Raw genomic sequence first — 18505 nt, 5'->3', positions numbered from 1 at the left:
TGATTATATCAACGGATATTACAACAACGTTAGGCCGCATCATTATAATGCCGGTTTAGCGCCAAATGAATCTGAGGTTAGATATCAAGATTCTAAAACTGTGGCCAAATTTTATTGACCAATACACCCCCATGAAGCCGGCATTCCGCCACTCTGAAAGAATTGGTTTGTCTAAACTTAAGTTCTTTAAGCTACTCATGGCTGATATTATCGAAACAACTCCTAATATCCGCATCCAAGTACCCATTCTCCTGCACGTTTGCGACATAATACTTTGAAGAATTGTTCAATCGCGTCAGCGCAAGATCTTTGTTTTCGAAAACCAAAAGGATTGCTGTCACTGCTTCTCTCCACTTCTGGCTCAACGGCTAACAAATATAATGCTTGCATCCCACGAACTAGCATAGTGGAGATAACGAGTGGTCTCTTCTGCACATTCGACTTTGGAATTAAAACTCACCTCAGTGAGCTTAAGACTACATTGTCTTCCGAGCTTCACACCCCACCATTGCTAGTGACGTATGTCGAAATAGGGCAATACTTTATCATTGAGCATATCTGCCGCTGAAATCGGCATTTTCGTTGTGTAGAGCTTCGCAAAGGCGACTTTACTGTAGGTATCGACAAAGGTTTGTTGATAGAACCATCCTACACCTCTAAGGTGGCCGACATAAAAAGTGTCTTGTGAGACAAGGTAACCAGGGTGTGCGGTTTCAATTTCGCCACAGGCTCCATCATCATGTTTTTTCTTTTCAAGCACAGGAACTTGAGCATCAGATAAAATGGTAATGCCTTCGTTAGCGACTTTGTTTCCCAATGTTTCTAGTCGCTTTTTGAAGTTTTCTAAATCGTGACGCAACCAGATTGAATGAACACCACTACCTGAGATAAACACACCTAACTTACGAAGTTCATTGCTGGTCCTATGTTGGCCGTGAGCAGGATAATCAACAGCACATTTAATGACGGCTTGCTCTATTTTTTCGCCAATGGGATTCTTTACATTTGGTTTACGGCAGTTATTTTCGATTAGTATATCGACACCTTTATCAAAACGGGTAACTCTCACTTTTTCAAGTAGATGTGTCAGATCTTTTCTGAACTAATACAACTTACATTTTGAGCATATTCGCTTGTCTATTAAGGAGCTTTAATCATAATTACTGAGTTTTTATTTAGCCTCTAAAAAAGAAAACTCTCATAAAAACTCCATCCAATTATCTTTCAGCAATTAAGTCATAATTTTTCATCATTCGATTATTAAATTTTAAAAACATACTCCTGAAACAGTTTAACTTTAAAATAAGCCGACTATTGAGTATAACTCCCATCAATAATCACTCCTTTCATTAATAAAAAATGAGCATTGATTTTTTAAAACACCTGAACTGACGATAAATTAAGCAAGTTAATTTTTCACTAATACCGCAGCTTAAAACCCTTATTCATGGACATCTTTCTAGGAATCGATATTACAAATAGTATATTAATTTTTAGCGACTTTAAGTTCATGACCATTCAATTTTTTAGTACTATTTATAGTCGAAAGTAGTGAGAATAACTTATTATCGAATACATTATAAAATATATATTTATTTACAAGTAAATTAGATTATCATTACAAAATAAAGATTATATTTTGAGCCGTTATGTTATCCGCTTTTTTTATCACTGACCAAGATCCAAGCTTGATTATTAATGGCGTTTATGATCCTGTTTTAGTATGTATATCTATATTGGTTGCTATTTTTGCATCTTTTTTTACGATTCGGCTTATCGACTTGGCGAAAGAAACTAACTTTTCGAGTTATCAGCGCTTGGCTAATATAACTGCAGCTACTGTTTTTTCCGTCGGAATTTGGAGTATGCACTTTATTGGCATGCTCGCATTTTCACTGTGTACGAATATAAGTTACGACCCAATTGTTACACTAATCTCTTTTCTACCTGCATTATTTGCTTGCTTGTATGCGGTATCAATGCTTGCAAATAATGATGGCAACTTAAAAATATTATTAATTTGTTCGGTTCTACTTGGAGCTGGTATTGGAACAATGCATTACAGTGGTATGGCTGCAATGGATCTTTCTCCTCTTATTCGTTACGAGCCTCTCACATTTTGTTTATCAATAATTTTAGCCATTGTTCTTTCTTTTATTGCTCTATATATACGTTTTAACCTCAAACGAGCTTTTCCAGAATTAACACCAGTTCAAAATAACTTGATTAGTGCAATCATTTTAGGTTTAGCTGTTGCAGGCATGCATTATATGGGAATGGCCTCAGCACGATTTGTAGCTACATCTCCATTCGTTTATGCCGATGAAAACTCCAATACAGGACTTACTTTTATTGCTATTGCTGTTGCTACAACAACAGTTGTAATCACTAGTATAATTGCCATTTTAAATGGCATGGTGCGTTATCGTACGCTACTTAAAGAAAAGTCAGCCGATGAATCACGCTTAAATGCAATATTAGCCACAGCTATAGATGGTATTGTTACTATTGACCACACTGGTATTATTCTAAGTTTTAATGAATCTGCCACTAAAATATTTGGCTGGGAAGAAAAACTGGTACAAGGCCAAAACGTGAAAATGTTGATGGATGATAGTATTGCTAAATATTATGATGCCTATCTTTCAGATGTGCGAAATCTTGATTTAGGAAAGATAATTGGGACTAAACGAGATATATTTGCTAAACATAAAAACGGACATTTATTCCCTATTCGCCTAGGTATAGGCGAAGTAAACCAACCGAGCCATAAACCTCTTTATGTGGGTTTTATAACTGACTTGACAGAGCAGCGAGCTCTGCAAAAAAGTTTGGTTGAAAATGAGCAAAAATACCGTTCATTAATGAATAACATGCCTGGTGTCGCATTTAGATTTAAGCTTGATGATAAACGAACTATGCTCTTTATTAGCCCGAGCATAAGTGATTTAACAGGTTATAATTTCAGTCAATTTAATGAAAAGTCCATTGAACTTAACGATTTGGTCATAAAAGAAGATAAGCTACGAATTGTTGATGCCATTACGAAGGCAATTAAAGAAAAGGGCCAATATTCTGTTGAATATCGTATTAAACATCGAAATGGCAAAATTTTATGGCTCTTAGATAAAGGTAGTTTTTATTTCAACTCACAAGGTACTCCAAAGTGGGTTGACGGTGTTCTAATTGATATTACTGAACGTAAACAATATGAAGAAAAGCTTGAGCAAGCCAAATTTGAAGCTGAGGAAGCGGCCTATGCTAAGCAATCTTTTATGGCTAATATGAGCCACGAAATTAGAACGCCTATGAACTCTATAATAGGATTTAGCGACTTATTAATGGACAGCACACTTAATCATGATCAACAAAAGCATTTGGTCGTCGTAAATAGTGCCGCCCGTTCATTACTTCGATTATTAAATGAAATTTTAGACTCCGCTAAACTAGAGCGCGGTAAGCTCACTATCGAATCGGTACACTTTAGTTTAAAGCCAGTTATAGATAGCATCATTTCTACTTTTTGGTTAGACGCTAAAAAGAAAAATTTAGACCTTAAGATCAATATTAAAGAATCTGTAAGCACAACTTACTATGGAGACTCTGATCGCCTTAGACAAATACTGACCAATTTAATTGGTAACGCGATTAAATTTACTGAAAAAGGTTCAGTAACAGTAACTGTAGGGACAACTAAAAAGCATCATCTATTTTTTGAAGTCCGGGACACTGGTATTGGTATTGCAAAAGACCGTATTCAAGCTGTGTTCCAGCCTTTTGAACAGGCAGATGGCACCACTACACGTCGATTTGGTGGAACAGGCCTCGGGACAACGATAAGCAAGCAACTTGTTGAACTAATGAATGGCTCTATCGGCTTAGAAAGTGAACTAGGCAAAGGCACATGCTTTTTCTTTTCATTGCCGTTAGCTGTGAGCGATGAAAGTAGAATAGACTATTTTGATGGTCTACATACTCAATTACCTGCACTTAGGGTGTTGGTAGTTGATGATATTAAACAAAATACAGAACTACTTTCAATATTACTTTCTCGAGATCAGCATCTTGTAACCATTGCATCTAACGGCTTGGAAGCCATTGCTATATTTGAAAAGAAAGACTTTGATGTCATTTTAATGGATATACATATGCCGGAGTGTGACGGTATACAAGCAACGCAGAAAATCAGAGAAATAGAAGATAAAAGACAGCTTAAGTACACCCCCATTATTGCCCTTACAGCCAGTGTATTACAGCAAGACAAACTAACCGCTAAAAAAGCAGGTATGAACGGTTTTGCAAACAAGCCCGTTGATATTAATCAGCTAAATCAAGAAATAGAACTAGTACTAGGTCTAGGAGTAAACAAAGAAACGCTAATTTCACAGAGCGACCCTCAAGCGAAGCATATTGATTTTGATATGGGTTTAGCCCTTTGGGGGTCTAAATGTAAGCAGCTAACTGAGATCACTAAGTTTATTAACGATAGTCATAAGCACTTTCAAACGCTATTCAATGAAAAGCTCTCAAACATTAATGATCTAGGAAGTCTAGTACACACACTTAAAGGTGTAGCGGGTAACCTAGGCTTAATAACATTAATGGAGTTATTAACTGATTTAGAACAAAAACAAAGTAGTGAATTCTCAATGGATACACTAGATGAAATTAAAAGTGAACTCGCTACGATTTCACAATTACTTGCTAATAATACATGTAATAAGCCCACTAAATTAGATGACAAAGATCAAGATATCCTTCTCCCGTCTGAGCTTAAATCTTTATGTGACATATTATATCAAGATGCACAAAACGCAGAACTCAATGATACTCTGTTAGCAAAACTGCAACGTAGTACACCCAGTGACTTTAAAGAGGAAGTTATTCAGCTAGCAGAGTCATTTGATGAATTCGATTTTGATAAAGCACATAAAATACTAGAAATTTTAATTGAAAAACTAACAAACAATGAGTATTAATTAATGAATCTTATGTCAGATAGGCCACGAGTATTAATTGTTGATGATGAGCCTGCTAATCTAAAAGTAATGCGCGAAGTGTTAGGCAATCAATATCGTATGTCATTTGCTAAATCGGGTGAAGCAGCATTAGCATTACTTGAGAAAGAACTGCCAAAACTAATTTTGCTCGACATTATGATGCCAGATATGAATGGTTTTGAAGTTTGTCAGATAGTGAAAGCTAACCCTAAAACATCACATATTCCTATTCTTTTTGTCACAGCATTAAGTGATGAAAAGGATGAATATAAAGGCTTTGAAGTAGGTGCAGTAGACTATATTACCAAACCAATCAGTCCGGCTATTGTTAGAGCAAGAATTAATACCCACTTATCGCTAATCCAAGCTGAACAATTAAAACAAGCGCATGTTGATTTAATACAACGCCTAGGCCGTGCAGCAGAATATAAAGACACAGATACTGGCGAGCATATAGTACGTATGAGTCAGTATAGTAAAGTCATCGCATTAGCACTTGGTATGTCCGAACAACGAGCAGAATTACTACGTCAAGCAGCGCCAATGCATGATATAGGTAAAATAGGCATCCCTGATGCTATTTTATTGAAACCAGCTCGGTTAACAAGCGAAGAATTCGAACATATGAAAAAACATACTCTAATTGGGGCGAAAATTTTAGAAAATTCATCATCTCCTTTATTACAGCTTGCTTACACACTAGCAGTTGAACACCATGAAAAATGGGATGGCTCAGGCTATCCAAACGGTATCAGAGGTGAAGATATATCTGTTGAAGGCAGGATTGTTGCTGTTGCAGATGTTTTTGATGCTCTTACCTCAAAGCGTCCTTATAAAGAGGCATGGAGTGTAGAAAAAACAGTTAAGCATATGCAAGAGCAAGCAGGGCTTCATTTCGATCCGACTCTAGTTGAGCTATTTGTAAGCAAACTAGATGATATTCTAATAATAAAAAATTCAAACCAAGAAAGTTATCGTTAAATATTAAAAAATACTTTTAGTGTAATATCTGTCACAAATGACTCTCAATAATTGAGGAGCCAAGTAACAAAAACACATTAGCATTGTCCGGATTATTACGTCATATTCAAACATTCGTAACACTAGACTTCGTCCAAACATATATTAAACCTGGTTTTAAGTTTGGGAAAATATCCAATTCTTCAGGTGTAGGTATTAAATTACCGTTGAGAACCTTCAAGTCACTATCCTGTGAGCCTTTCTTTTTAAATAAAAATGGTCCGTATTTAAAAAAATCATCTTCTAGATAAAGTATATCTCCAAAAATTGAGTTTGGTGAGTATACCTTTATGTCCCACATATCAAGAACTGGAGATTCAATAATAAAACTTAAGTTCTTTTCATTCATACCGGATGTTTCATTTTCAAATATGATACGTTGGGCTTTACCTTTAATTATTGCGTATGGCTTATTACTCGTTTTAAACTCATTATATTGATAGTATTCGCTTGAATAATTATCGTCTTCTATTCCATGTTGATTCATTCTATATTCTTGGTAATTTTTCATATGCTATTTTATAAAGAGAAGATAAATAAAAGGTAAAATGTGTAATATACCTATCTGTAATACTTTTATATTTTACAGTAACAACCAGTTGTATCATTGATTATTAAATTTGAATTAAAACCACTTGTATAATTATTTAAAACAAGCTCAACAAATCCATTCGATTCACTACATGCTAAACCTGTTGAGTACGGTCCATAATAAAGTAGCTCACTAGTGCTGCTCACTATAAGTATTGATGGAGTAGATGGGATAATTGTTTTCACTTTGACAGGTAAGTGAATATTCACAACTTTAAACCCGTCATTTATTGCTTTTCTTGTGATTTCACTTTTATGATTTTCGCTAAACTGTGTACAACCACATCCCTCGCTTGTAAAGTGGATTAAAGTTTTTTCAAAACTAACTTTTTCTAATTCTGGTATGGAACGTATTTCTCGAATTAAATCTATACCATCGATATTAATTAACTTTTCCTCAGGGTCAAATGGAGTTAACCTGGATTTAATAAAATTTGACCCCACAAGGACAATAAAAACAAGCCATATTGCAAATACTAAGTAATGGTAATATTTTACATTATTTGAAGCTTGCAATACTTACCTCTAATAATTCCACACTTTTAGATATCTGATCCGCTCCCAAAGCTACCTGCTTAACTTTTTCAGCATCATTCCTGCTTAACTGTCCTAACTCTTCTGTATTCCTAGAAATCCCAGCTGTAACAATTGATTGCTCCTCTATGGCTGATGCAACTGAATTAGCAATATCACTAGAGTCAACAACAACCTTAGAGGAAACAGTAAGAAGAGTACTTACCTGCTCTGCGTAATCAATCACAGATTGCACAGCTTTTACTGAATCACTCATAGACTTAGTTGATGAACTAGAATGTTCTATTAGCTTAGCTAATGTATTTTCAATCTTATCAGTACTAACTTTAGTCCTGTTAGCAAGCGCCCTAACTTCATCAGCAACAACAGCAAACCCCCTTCCTTGATTGCCTGCCCTAGCAGCTTCAATTGCTGCATTTAAGGCAAGTAAATTAGTTTGATCTGCAATACTCGATATCTCTGATAGAACGTTTTTAATTACTTCACTAAAGTTTGCTAATGATGTAATTTCTTCACTCGTAATATTCAATATAGTTGTCAAATTATCACTTTCTTTATTGATAACCTGCATTATTTCATTTGCTTCATGGGTAGATGAACTTGCTTCAGTTATTTTATCTTTCAGATGAGTTGTGTCTTGCGCGATCGATGTCACAGTCATAGCTAACTCTTCTATCGAACATATAATTGACTCTGTTTCTTGCTCTCGATGTGCAGCCGAAACCTCTAACTCCGATTTCGAATTAACTAAATTGAAAGAGTTAACTTTAAATTCTTCAATTTGTTTACGCAGTCCGAGTATTACGTCATCTAAAACACTTAAAAATTCATTGAATCCAACTAATACTTTTTTATTTTTTGTCGTTGTCCTAAGCTTTAAATTAAGTTCATTTTTATTACTAATTAACTCCTCTATAACTCGAGACAACTCTTTACCAACCTCACTATCTTCATACAATGTTTTAGCTATATAGGCAGCAACAAAACCTTCAGCGATAGCATAAACAGCATGTAGTAATACTGTTGAGGATGAGAATCGCTCTTTATCGAAAAGATAGACCCCAAAACCATCTTTTTGCATAAAGTAAAAAGAAAAGTGATGTACAGCGATTATAAAAACGGCAGAGATAAAAACGCGCCAATCCTTAAATATAATTAAGGTTGCCATAATAATGAATATTTCGAAGTGAACTTCAATCAAGCCGTTAAGTTGATGAATGTGTAAAGCGGCAAAAATCATAGCAGCCATTGCTGATGCATGTCTTGATAAAGCAGCATTAGGTGCAGTTTTCATCATCCATAGTGGAAATAACAATGCTGGTAAGCCTATAAGTACCGCCTCATAATAAGTACTATAGACAAACGCTATTAGTATCGATTCTATAAATAGAAAAGTAAGGACGATAGTAAAGACTCTATTAATTTTATTCATTGGCTTCCTAATGATAATTTCCAGTATAAATTTAGCCGCGGTTTTATTCACAGCCGACATCCCAGCATTGGATCTCTAACCATTGCTGGAACTGAATGTTGCTATAGTGATAGGGTATTAATACCCAGCTTCCGGATGACTTTCACTGAACTAGGGTAGTGAAAACCTTTAGTATTGTTTATGTAGTACTGGAGATAAATATGGTTGCTTTATCTTAAAAATCTTCATTTATTTGTTGCACTAACTATGCAACATGGTAGCGCTTCCATATTCAATTAAACTGGACAAGCGTTTTTAAACTACTACCGTTAATTGTATAAATTTATTATAATTTTTTCAACTCTAAATGGAGGTAGTAAAGGCATAACCTATTTTTAGTGAGAGCAGCAGAGCTCACAATATAGCAATACAATTTGATTAAAACTCAGCTTTCTCAAATATATACGAGAGTAAAAAATTATGGTTATAAATAGCGAGTCCATACGGGATCACTTTGCTTTAACTGCCAACCATTGAGTGAGTTATTTTCATCATCGTTGCTACATGTAGTTTGAAGTTGTTCTTGAGTTAAATTTTGAGTATTCACTTCCAAACCACCACTTCCAACTGTTGTGTAAGACGAGTTATTTGAGCCAACAACTAAAGCACCAGTGATCGTCACTTTGCTTCCAGAAGTTTGCACTCCCCCCCCGAGGGTAACATGGCCATTAATTGCCCAACCTGATGCACTTAAGTTACTTTGTGAAAGAATTGCAGTATTTGCTATTGGTAGGCCGCTTCCTCCATTACCGATCAGTTTACCATCTTGCGTACAAAGGTTTGTTGGAACAATGTCACCTTGGCACAAAGCCTGTGGGTTAAAGTTGGGGGCGATAAGATCACCATGGCCTGAAGATGTTAAGTTAATACTACCTGTAGCTATAATGGTATTAAGAAGGTTTTTCCCGATGCCATTTACTGCATAATTACTACCCACACCAGCTATTTTCAACGAACTATCAAACCAAGCAATCCCTGGTGGAAAAGCCGATACACCATTTAATTCCCAAACATCATAATCACGAAAACAATGCGCGTTCCCCCAACCACAGGATAGAAAACTCTGACTATGTAATGAACGAAGATCGTCCTTTGAAAGATCGTAAACACCATCCAGCTTAGTGCCGTTAGCTAGCATCACATTTTGAACAGTTAACTGGCGTTTTTGGTTCACCACCTCAAAAATATAATTCGCTGATGATTTAAAATCAGCAGCGACCACTTCATCAACCCGCGTATCACAAAAGGGTATTCCAGGTAACCCAGGGCTAAGATTAGGTGTTTGTTGTGTTAAATTATTAAGCTTAATATTCCCTGTAAAGTTTCCAACAGTAAATATACCTGAAATTTCACTTGGGTTGAGTATATTTGGAGTATTCCAACAATTCGAACTACTGCTGCATCCCCCTTGACTAGCGGTCAGGTTACCTCCCCCGACAAGCAAACCAATATCACCAGTCCCCATGCTAAAATGACCATTCGAAAGAACACTTTGATAATTAGCTCCATAACCACTGCTGACAATATCATGTCCCCAAAGCTGGTTCACTTCTAAGCTATACACATCTATATCACCACCAGTAACGCTTGTTGCCTTAAATTTTAATACTGCTGGCAAAGATTTAGTCCCCTCGAGAGCTTCGACTACATGTCCTTTAACAAAGCCGTTCGTTTCGTCGATAGTAGCCTCACTTAAATCAACAAGTAAACGTTCTCCAGACGTCATTTCTACAACAAATGGAATCTCTTTAGTTGGTATTAATGTTCCCGCCACCCATGAAGTAGATGAACTAGTTGTTCCGTCAAGTAATTTTCCGCCAATGATCCCTGTACCAATATTATTTCCATTACTATCTAATACCACAGTCGTATAAGCTCCTGCACGGAGGAAGTTATAAGATGCGCTGCCAGTATTACCAATAATAATTTCTTTTGCCCAAACGCCTGCATTTACTGGAGGCGACATACTCTCTACAGTAAAGCGCCCTCCTACGAGTAAGTTTGCATCATTTTTAATCCCTCCCCCATTCATATATACATCCCCGCTGACACAGCCAGATATACCACTTTTAGAAGAGCTAGAGAGCTTTAAATTACCTTCAATAGCTATATCAGACAAAGCATCACCTGAAAGAAAGTCAGTCCCTCCTCCGGTAAAATCACTCGCGCCTATAATAACAGCAGTTCTCGTTATAACGCATGATTTAGACGATTGCGTAGTCCCTTGCTTTAACTCAAAAATAGCTTCAATAGTAGAGGTCGCATTTGCTCTTGTTTTTTTAGCTGTTTCTCCAGTTACTTCTGCAAACAGATATATTTTATCAATCACATTTTCTTTATAAATAGAGAGCTGGAGGTTTGGATCATCGATCGTAGCATTAAGCTTTTGTTGTACTTGCCCTGGTTCAACTTTAATTGGTATTGATGTAACTAATGTTTCTAACTGAGTACTATCAAGAGAGCTTAAGTATTTCTTTGTTATATCTACTCCAGCCCATGCTGTACGTTGCGCTTGAGTTTGGGCATGTAAAGCCATTGACTGACTTTGTGACCCCCTTATATAACGAAAGGAACCAAGTACAGCAATTGATATAGCCACACCGACAAAGAGTAAAATGGTGAGCGTCGCAGCTCCTTGTTGTCTATGCACTGTATTGTATTTAGTCATATTAAAATTTTTTTTCATGATACAAAATTCACTACACAAGTAGAGCTATCAATCACGCGCTGTGTTGAATTTTGTACTGTCAGAGTGATCATTATTTTACCAGGGATCTCTATACTAAATGGATGGCAAGACGTTCTCATTGCAGTAATTATAATTGGATTTACAGTATCCTCTTTATATTGAGAAGGTAAAATGAGCCTTGATGTAGGTGTAATGCTCTCCATTGCTATATCGCAAGATACTCGCCACAAACCACCACTACGATCGGCTTGTAACCCATTACACTGTATACTGCCACCTATATTGCTTAACCAGACAACAGTATCCCCAATAGCAGCTGCTCCTTGATGAGCCTCTAATGGCAAAAACACATTGCTATTTAATATACGCAAGTGCGTACCATAAGCTGCATCTTCAACTCCAAATCCTGCATCTTGTAAAAGCATATGAGCTGATAATAAAGCTGAGGCTCGCTCCCCATCGCTTCGAGAAGATTCAGCAGTAGGCACAACGGCTTGTATTGTGTTTCTAAAAATCACCATCATTCCAATCAGAACGATGGAAGATATTAATAGACCAATTAATAAACTGATTAACGATAATCCCTGTTGATGCTTCATTTAACGCTTAAACCTTCCGCTATTCTGATCACGCCGTCACCACCAAATAATTCTTTAGATATATCATTCTCATTGGTAGACAAAGTAACGACTTTTGTCATAACAGATGTACTTATGCCACCTACTGAAATGACAATCTCTGATTCTTGACAGTTTGAAACCAATTTAACATCACTGATCCAGTTTAAGCTTCCCGGATTAGCACAAAGGTTAACTTCACTACTTTGTTGTAAACGCTCTCGCATTTCCAGCAAAGCCAAATTATAAGTATTCATATAGCGTTGGCTAACAAGCCCTCGAGCTAAGACTTGAGCTATCCCAAGAAATAGAATAGCCAGAATCAGCATTGCTACCATTGCTTCTATCAAAGAAATGCCTCTTTGATAGACTAGTCCTTTAGTAAAGCATCCCTTCATAACTCACATTCCCTTTTGCTAATATATATTCTAAATTACTACTGGGCTGATTATTAATGAGTATAGCCCCGCGATTATTAATGAAAACAACCGTCAGATTGACATTATTTCTGACAAGCCCTACTCCGATTGGCCAATTACCTTGCCAGGTAACACCCCCTGAACATCCAGTACCACTCGGTTGGCGTACCTGTATAAAACTACCCAACAGGTTTACACAAGCTGCTGTATTATGCTCACCATGTACATTTTCTGGATTACGTAATGCTAGCGCTTTGGCTTGAGTATAAGCCTGACTAAGTTGGCTTTTTGCATCGTTGAGTTGGGCTTCATACAACCAGGATTGTGTGAAAGGTACAGTCACCAGTGCGAGTACCCCAACAATACTTACCACTATCAACAATTCAATAAGAGACAGACCTGATTGTCGATTTACCAAGAATTCAGCCCACCACATTTTCCTTTCAGTGTACGTTCACCAATATAAGATAAAGTGAGAGTACAACTAGAACCTGATGCTTTAAGTGTATAGGTACTCGCAGTAAGGCTCATAGAAATAGTGTAATCAGTAGAGGCCTGATACCAATTAACATTGTCAGTAGTAGCGCCTTCATAACTCAATTGGCGTTGAAAGCGATTTTCAAGTCCTACTGATAACGCGACTAAATCAGCCCCTGCCACCTGGGCACGGCTGCGCTCAATATAGTTTTGATACGCAGGTAAAGCGATTGTTGCGAGGATAGCTGTAATCGCCAGTACAATCATAAGTTCTACTAATGTAAAACCTGATGGTCCAAAGCGAAATTGTTGCTTAAAAGAGTAATTCATTATTCAACCAAAATAGGAGATTCTATAATCTGGAAAAGTCCAGTTTAATCTAAAAAATTAACAAATAAATTCATGAAATTAGTACGATAAATAAGTTTCAAAATTTTCTGTTATTAAAGTAATAACGTTGCTCCAAACAATAGCTATAGGCTATGGCTGAATTCACCAACAGCATCTACAACTTGTTGTGCACCAGAGCGGATCTCATTCATCACTATTCCCGCTTCATTTGATAGCTCTAATGCACTTTGTACTTGCGATAAGCTTTGTTGTATAAGTGACACAGCGTTTACTGTTAATGCCTTATTTTCACTAACAACTTTAACAATTTCATGTGTCGTAGTACTGGTTCTAAGGGCCAGTTGACGAACTTCATCGGCAACAACAGCAAAACCGCGTCCTTGGTCTCCAGCTCTTGCTGCCTCAATTGCCGCATTTAGTGCTAATAAATTTGTTTGATCTGCAATTCCACTTATGTTGTTCACTAAATCAGTTACTTTTTTAGACTGTAGATCTAAGTCATATATACCTTCACTTGCTGCACGCATTTGAGATGATAACTTTTCCATCGTCTTAATCGTTGACTCTAAGACTTGAATTCCCTTATCTGTATCCGCGCCTGTCTTTGTCGAAATTTCGTATGCAATTCCTGCTGTGCTAGCTATTTTAAATTCTCTTTGCATCTGGGTTGTAATGACCGTGGCAAATTTAACGACTTTATAGAGCGCTCCATCCTCATCATGTATAGGATTATAAGATGCTTCAAGCCATACCTCATTTCCATAGCTATCAAATCGTTTAAATCGATTCGATACAAATTCTCCCTTATTAAGCCTTGCCCAAAAATCTTTATACTCCTGAGAAGCTACTTCTTTAGGGCTACAAAAAATTCCGTGGTGTTTACCTATTATTTGTTCTTTGGAGTAGCTCATACCATTTAGAAAGTTGTCATTTGCATACACTATAATCCCATCAAGATTGAACTCTATGATTGCAGCAGAGCGTTGTAATGCAGCTAACATATCTTGCTGCTGTCTTGACTGAGATATTGTTTTGGTTAATTCGGCTGAATATACCGCTAATCTAATATCGTTCTTCTCACAATTACTAATAGGTTGGATAATGCTTCGATACCAGGACTCAACTCCCTGTTTTGATCTTACTTGCATAGCTCCATGCCAATGGCTTCCTTGTGCAATCGATTTGAGCATGCTTTTACAGTGTGGTTTCGATAGTGAGCTATGTACAAGAAAATCTTTTATATTTCTATTAAATACTTCAGAGTCAGAATATCCAAGTGAGTGGAGAAAATGTGAGTTCGATTCCTTAATATTACCGCTCGAATCGATGCAAAAATAAAGCATTTCTTCCTTTAAATCAGCTTGAATACTATGAAACTCCGCGAGTTCTTTTTCAAGTTCGTCTATTCTTGACTGAACCGAATTTCTTTTAAATAGCATTTAATGTGTCATCCTCTTCACATTGATTATCAAAGGTAAGTTTTTTGAACCACTTTTCAACATCTGTCGCATTTAAAGCTTTAGAGAAAAGGTAGCCTTGGGCAATTGAATAGCCTTGATTTTTAAGTATTTCGTACTGCTCTTCTTTCTCTATTCCTTCTGCAACAACATTAATGTTAAGACTTTTTCCAAGTTGCAGCACCGCGTTACTAAGCACTTTACTTGTAGCATCGGTCTCTAAATGCTGAACAAAACTACGATCAAGTTTTAGCTCTACTAATGGTATTTTTTGTAAATAACTTAAGCTCGAATAACCCGTTCCAAAATCATCCATTGAAAAGCTAATTCCAGTATTATGAATATCCATAAGGACCTTCATAGTGCTTGGGTTTGTATCAAGCAAAACACTCTCTGTAAGTTCTAAAATTATATCTGATGGCTTGAGATTAAAACGCTTTATTTCACTAACAATAAGATCGCATAGATTTATGTTATGAAAATTTATCGGGGATAAATTAATTGAAATTGTAGGGATATCTAATTCGTTTTCTTTCCATATGGACATCTGCTTACATGCATTATGGATTGCCCACTTGCTTAACTTTCCAATCAGACCACAGTCCTCTGCAATAGGAATAAATTTACTCGGCGATATCGTACCTAATTGGGGATGCTCCCACCTTGATAATACTTCAACCCCACAAATACTCCTATCAACCATCGATACTTGTGGCTGGTAAAACAGCTCCAAACCATTGTTATCTATCGCTTTTTCCAGCTCAATTTCGAGCGTTTGCAACTCTTGTGCTAATTCATTTAACTCATGACTAAAGTATGCAAATCGACCTCTACCTAGAGATTTAGCTTGATACATTGCCATATCGGCTCGTTGTATTAAGGTGTAAACATCCTTACCATCTCCTGGAAAAATGCTAATTCCAATACTAACCGTCGAAATGATTTCATTACTATTTAATAAAACAGGTTCAGCTATTCTTAGTCTTAAATCTTCGACAACATTATTTAAGTCTCCATTATTTGAAAATGGAACAACGGCCACAAATTCATCACCAGATAACCGTCCTACAACATGAAAACGATGAGCAGTAGAAGTTAACTGATTCGCAAGATGAATTAAGAGCTCATCACCGGCAGCATGCCCAAACGAATCATTTAGTTGTTTGAATCGATCGGCATCTAAAAATAGAAAGGCTAACTTAGTGTTATTGACGTCTGCATCATGTAGAGCTTGCTCCGCATTCGCATATAACAAGTTTCGATTAGGCAGACTTGTTAAAGAGTCGTAATAAGCAAGCTTTCTAATATTTTCACGTTGTTTTTCTCGCTCAATAGCTAACTTACATAAGGGACTTAGTATGCTTAGTAAGGTCCGATGTAGCTCGGTGGGAACATCATTATATTTATAATAGAGTACAATTATACCAATAGTATTTTTATCACTGCCTTTTATTAGACTTGATAGACACCCTGTATAGCCAAGAGAAGATATTTCATCTTTATGGTTTATCCAAAATGCGTCTTGTTTGATGTTTTTAACATGTACAGTAGCATCTTGTCCTATGATACTATCAAAGCCAAGATGATGAACTTTATACAATAATTTATGCTCTAAGGGCAAACTAGCTGTTGCGCTTAATAACTGTAAATTATTTTCATCATTAAGTTTAAATATACTGGGGGTTATCTCTTCTGATAACTTATGAATTTCATCACATATACACTGCATAATAAATTCTAATGGTTCATCATTTGCTATAGCACCTAATGCCCGTTGATGAAGTATTTCATGTAATTTAGTATTTGTTATTTCGGATAGAATAATCACAGAATGAGTAAACATTTCCTGCTCATCCAAAATTGGATTACTCATTATAGAGCACCACAGCTTCTCACCGTTATTTGTTATTAATATTTCATCACGTTTAATAGGCCCACCTTTGAGGTGACTATTTCTGATAAAATTAATAGTTGAAGATGTTAAATGGGGAGCAATAATTGAGATGGGAGAACGACCTAACATATCACTCTCGTTATAACCAAAAAGAGTTGTAAATCCTTTATTTATATAAATTGTTTGCCAATTATTATCTATAATAATAATAGCGTTATCTGTTCTATCAGTCACTAAAGAAAGTAGTTCTAAATGCTTTCTAGCCAACACTTCTTCTGTGACATCTTTAATAAATGCGGTATACAGTGTTCTCTCATGGGTGTGTACTTTCGATATAGACATTGACCCCCATTTTTGGCCACCATTTTTGCATATAATAAGAACCTCACGGCTAGTACCAACAATTTTATTTTCCCCTGAATCACGATTACGATTAACAAACGAGTCGTGCTCTGATTTTATTTCGTTAGGTACAAGAAGTTTTACGTTTTCGCCAATAGCTTCTTTTTTAGAATAACCCCAAAGTTTTTCAGCGGCTTTATTGTATAAGATAATTGTATTATCTGAGTCAATAACAACAACGCTATCAATCGCTTGATCGAGCGTATCTATAAAAAAATCCGGTAATAACTTTATCATATGGTAGCGCTTCCATGTTTTTCCAGAATAATCCCTTCGGTTAGATAAGCCATAAGTAATTACAACATACCCAAAAAAGCGTTATTAACCAAAACCTATACAATTTGAATCTAGGATATAATAATATAATTTACTGTGTATTTTTTCAACTTTTTTATTAGTAATTATGAGAGCAAAGTAATTATTTCTACCTATAATAAGCTTCTATTCAGAGCTGTGGTTTTAAGCTGTACGATGGTTCTTATTTATGAAGCGCCCGCTTTGAGTTTAATATGGCGTAAGGAGTTTTATTGAGTGGGGTATATGAAACGATTTGCAAGTTAATATATATGACTCAGAGTGTCTCACACTATTTCCTATGCGAAATATGTACTGAATTGACTCACGTCTCTACATAGAGGTCGAGAAGCTCGGCTGAGTAAATATCCAAAAATTTACCAATCAAATCATTTATAAATACAGTGATAGCTTCGGGTTGAAAATCTTTAAGCTTTGGATGCCCTCTATTTACATGAATTTTAGTTATATCTTCAATAGTAATGGCATATAAACTATTGGCCCCCTGTTTTCACGGTTAAATTCATACCCAGACACTTCCATATTAGCAACTGTGTTTTCAACAACAGCTCTACTAAGATCTGGAAATATCTCATGTAGACTCGATTTTGAGTAGGTTAACAAATAAGTTTCTTTGCCTGCCAAAAGTCTTACCTCTAAGAATTACTTAAGTTTTACCTTTGATCTTTTGTCATTTTAATTAAATCTACTGACATTTCATCCCGCTTCGAGTGGTGCATTTTATAAGTTAGGTTGCTTTTTTTGCTTTATGCTAATTTTCTACATGTTGAATGCAATTGCTCTCATGCGCAAGATATGTATTAAATACATTTTACGTATGTTTGAGTTATAATTTGTACAAGGAATTTAAACACCGTAGAAAAGTATTGAACTCTGCCAAATACAGTTTTTATTTGACAAGTAGCGCGTATATAATCGTACAATATATTGGGTGTACTATTTATGGAGGAATGTATGTTTAACTTAAAACCAATACAACTTATCAAGATGCTGTTTAGTTTTGCGGTAATCTTACACACAATAGAAATGATTTTTTCTCTTGCGATGATAACAGCTGGTTCATTTCTGCTTTGGCTCTTTTATTTTAATGACTATGAGTATGTCGCAATGATGTTAATGGGGGGTCTTTCGTTGGCTGCAGGTGGTACGTTTGCATATCGGGGTGTATGTGGCACAAAGACAGCAAGGAGTGAAGTTTAATGGTGTATGAGAACTCCCCCTCCATTTAATACAAATAAATGATTATCTCCTCGTATCGTATTGCAATT

At 36.1% G+C, this 18505-nt stretch carries 14 protein-coding genes and 1 pseudogene; 3 read left to right on the top strand and 12 right to left on the bottom strand.

Annotated elements, in window-relative coordinates:
* Nucleotides 1–523: 523 nt before the first annotated feature.
* Nucleotides 524–1045 (bottom strand): annotated as a pseudogene (locus I6E70_RS16050) (IS481 family transposase); the annotation flags it as partial.
* A gap of 604 nt (nt 1046–1649) precedes the next feature.
* Between I6E70_RS16050 and I6E70_RS16045 the strand changes: the two are divergent.
* Both I6E70_RS16045 and I6E70_RS16040 read left to right on the top strand, forming a co-directional pair.
* Nucleotides 1650–4979, top strand: a complete 3330-nt coding sequence (locus I6E70_RS16045; RefSeq protein ID WP_197189177.1) for an MHYT domain-containing protein — start codon at nt 1650–1652, stop codon at nt 4977–4979.
* 3 nt (nt 4980–4982) lie between these two features.
* Nucleotides 4983–5981 carry a response regulator gene (locus tag I6E70_RS16040; RefSeq protein ID WP_197189176.1) on the top strand — a complete coding sequence of 333 codons (999 nt, stop codon included), beginning with the start codon at nt 4983–4985 and terminating at the stop codon, nt 5979–5981.
* A 106-nt stretch (nt 5982–6087) separates the two neighbouring features.
* Here I6E70_RS16040 and I6E70_RS16035 read toward each other — a convergent pair whose 3' ends face one another.
* The 11 genes from I6E70_RS16035 to I6E70_RS20955 all read right to left on the bottom strand — a co-directional run bounded on the left by I6E70_RS16035 (nt 6088) and on the right by I6E70_RS20955 (nt 17840).
* Nucleotides 6088–6507: a hypothetical protein gene (locus I6E70_RS16035; RefSeq protein WP_197189175.1), complete on the bottom strand. Its 420-nt coding sequence runs from the start codon at nt 6505–6507 to the stop codon at nt 6088–6090.
* Between the two features lie 89 nt (nt 6508–6596).
* Complete coding sequence (locus tag I6E70_RS16030; RefSeq protein ID WP_197189174.1) at nt 6597–7127, bottom strand: DUF6436 domain-containing protein; 531 nt, start codon at nt 7125–7127, stop codon at nt 6597–6599.
* Entirely contained in the window at nt 7111–8577 is a 1467-nt protein-coding gene (locus I6E70_RS16025; protein WP_197189173.1) for a methyl-accepting chemotaxis protein, read from the bottom strand. Before I6E70_RS16025 ends, I6E70_RS16030 begins: the two co-directional genes overlap by 17 nt.
* A 463-nt stretch (nt 8578–9040) precedes the next feature.
* Nucleotides 9041–11302 carry a hypothetical protein gene (locus I6E70_RS16020; protein WP_197189172.1) on the bottom strand — a complete coding sequence of 754 codons (2262 nt, stop codon included), beginning with the start codon at nt 11300–11302 and terminating at the stop codon, nt 9041–9043.
* A complete protein-coding gene (locus I6E70_RS16015) occupies nt 11299–11904 on the bottom strand; it encodes a prepilin-type N-terminal cleavage/methylation domain-containing protein (RefSeq protein WP_197189171.1) in 606 nt (201 codons plus the stop codon). The genes I6E70_RS16020 and I6E70_RS16015 overlap by 4 nt, the downstream gene beginning before the upstream one ends.
* Nucleotides 11901–12320, bottom strand: coding sequence for a type IV pilus modification PilV family protein (locus tag I6E70_RS16010; protein WP_269435126.1), 420 nt, complete (start codon nt 12318–12320; stop codon nt 11901–11903). Before I6E70_RS16010 ends, I6E70_RS16015 begins: the two co-directional genes overlap by 4 nt.
* Nucleotides 12301–12759 (bottom strand): type IV pilin protein, encoded by a 459-nt coding sequence (locus I6E70_RS16005; protein ID WP_197189169.1) that lies wholly within the window; start codon nt 12757–12759, stop codon nt 12301–12303. The genes I6E70_RS16010 and I6E70_RS16005 overlap by 20 nt, the downstream gene beginning before the upstream one ends.
* Complete coding sequence (locus I6E70_RS16000) at nt 12753–13148, bottom strand: type IV pilin protein (protein ID WP_197189168.1); 396 nt, start codon at nt 13146–13148, stop codon at nt 12753–12755. The genes I6E70_RS16005 and I6E70_RS16000 overlap by 7 nt, the downstream gene beginning before the upstream one ends.
* Before the next feature lie 143 nt (nt 13149–13291).
* Nucleotides 13292–14608 (bottom strand): methyl-accepting chemotaxis protein, encoded by a 1317-nt coding sequence (locus I6E70_RS15995; RefSeq protein ID WP_197189167.1) that lies wholly within the window; start codon nt 14606–14608, stop codon nt 13292–13294.
* Nucleotides 14598–17159 carry a sensor domain-containing protein gene (locus I6E70_RS15990; protein ID WP_197189166.1) on the bottom strand — a complete coding sequence of 854 codons (2562 nt, stop codon included), beginning with the start codon at nt 17157–17159 and terminating at the stop codon, nt 14598–14600. Before I6E70_RS15990 ends, I6E70_RS15995 begins: the two co-directional genes overlap by 11 nt.
* Before the next feature lie 522 nt (nt 17160–17681).
* On the bottom strand, nt 17682–17840 hold the full coding sequence (locus I6E70_RS20955; protein ID WP_442960298.1) for a hypothetical protein: 159 nt from the start codon (nt 17838–17840) through the stop codon (nt 17682–17684).
* A gap of 351 nt (nt 17841–18191) precedes the next feature.
* On the opposite strand from I6E70_RS20955, the gene I6E70_RS15980 reads away from it, so the two are divergent.
* Entirely contained in the window at nt 18192–18437 is a 246-nt protein-coding gene (locus I6E70_RS15980; RefSeq protein ID WP_197189164.1) for a hypothetical protein, read from the top strand.
* Nucleotides 18438–18505: the final 68 nt, after the last annotated feature.

Source organism: Pseudoalteromonas sp. NGC95, assembly GCF_015864705.1.
Classification (GTDB): domain Bacteria; phylum Pseudomonadota; class Gammaproteobacteria; order Enterobacterales; family Alteromonadaceae; genus Pseudoalteromonas; species Pseudoalteromonas arctica.
The sequence above is the reverse complement of the archived record's forward strand: the minus strand, read 5'-3'. Positions and strand labels throughout refer to the sequence as shown.

What these genes read in the sequence shown, in the direction of transcription:
- I6E70_RS16045 (WP_197189177.1), top strand. Translation starts at nt 1,650, where the DNA reads ATGTTATCCGCTTTTTTTATCACTGACCAAGATCCAAGCTTGATTATT.
- I6E70_RS16040 (WP_197189176.1), top strand. Translation starts at nt 4,983, where the DNA reads ATGAATCTTATGTCAGATAGGCCACGAGTATTAATTGTTGATGATGAG.
- I6E70_RS16035 (WP_197189175.1), bottom strand. Translation starts at nt 6,507, where the DNA reads ATGAATCAACATGGAATAGAAGACGATAATTATTCAAGCGAATACTAT.
- I6E70_RS16025 (WP_197189173.1), bottom strand. Translation starts at nt 8,577, where the DNA reads ATGAATAAAATTAATAGAGTCTTTACTATCGTCCTTACTTTTCTATTT.
- I6E70_RS16020 (WP_197189172.1), bottom strand. Translation starts at nt 11,302, where the DNA reads ATGAAAAAAAATTTTAATATGACTAAATACAATACAGTGCATAGACAA.
- I6E70_RS16015 (WP_197189171.1), bottom strand. Translation starts at nt 11,904, where the DNA reads ATGAAGCATCAACAGGGATTATCGTTAATCAGTTTATTAATTGGTCTA.
- I6E70_RS16010 (WP_269435126.1), bottom strand. Translation starts at nt 12,320, where the DNA reads ATGAAGGGATGCTTTACTAAAGGACTAGTCTATCAAAGAGGCATTTCT.
- I6E70_RS16000 (WP_197189168.1), bottom strand. Translation starts at nt 13,148, where the DNA reads ATGAATTACTCTTTTAAGCAACAATTTCGCTTTGGACCATCAGGTTTT.
- I6E70_RS15995 (WP_197189167.1), bottom strand. Translation starts at nt 14,608, where the DNA reads ATGCTATTTAAAAGAAATTCGGTTCAGTCAAGAATAGACGAACTTGAA.
- I6E70_RS15990 (WP_197189166.1), bottom strand. Translation starts at nt 17,159, where the DNA reads ATGATAAAGTTATTACCGGATTTTTTTATAGATACGCTCGATCAAGCG.
- I6E70_RS15980 (WP_197189164.1), top strand. Translation starts at nt 18,192, where the DNA reads ATGTTTAACTTAAAACCAATACAACTTATCAAGATGCTGTTTAGTTTT.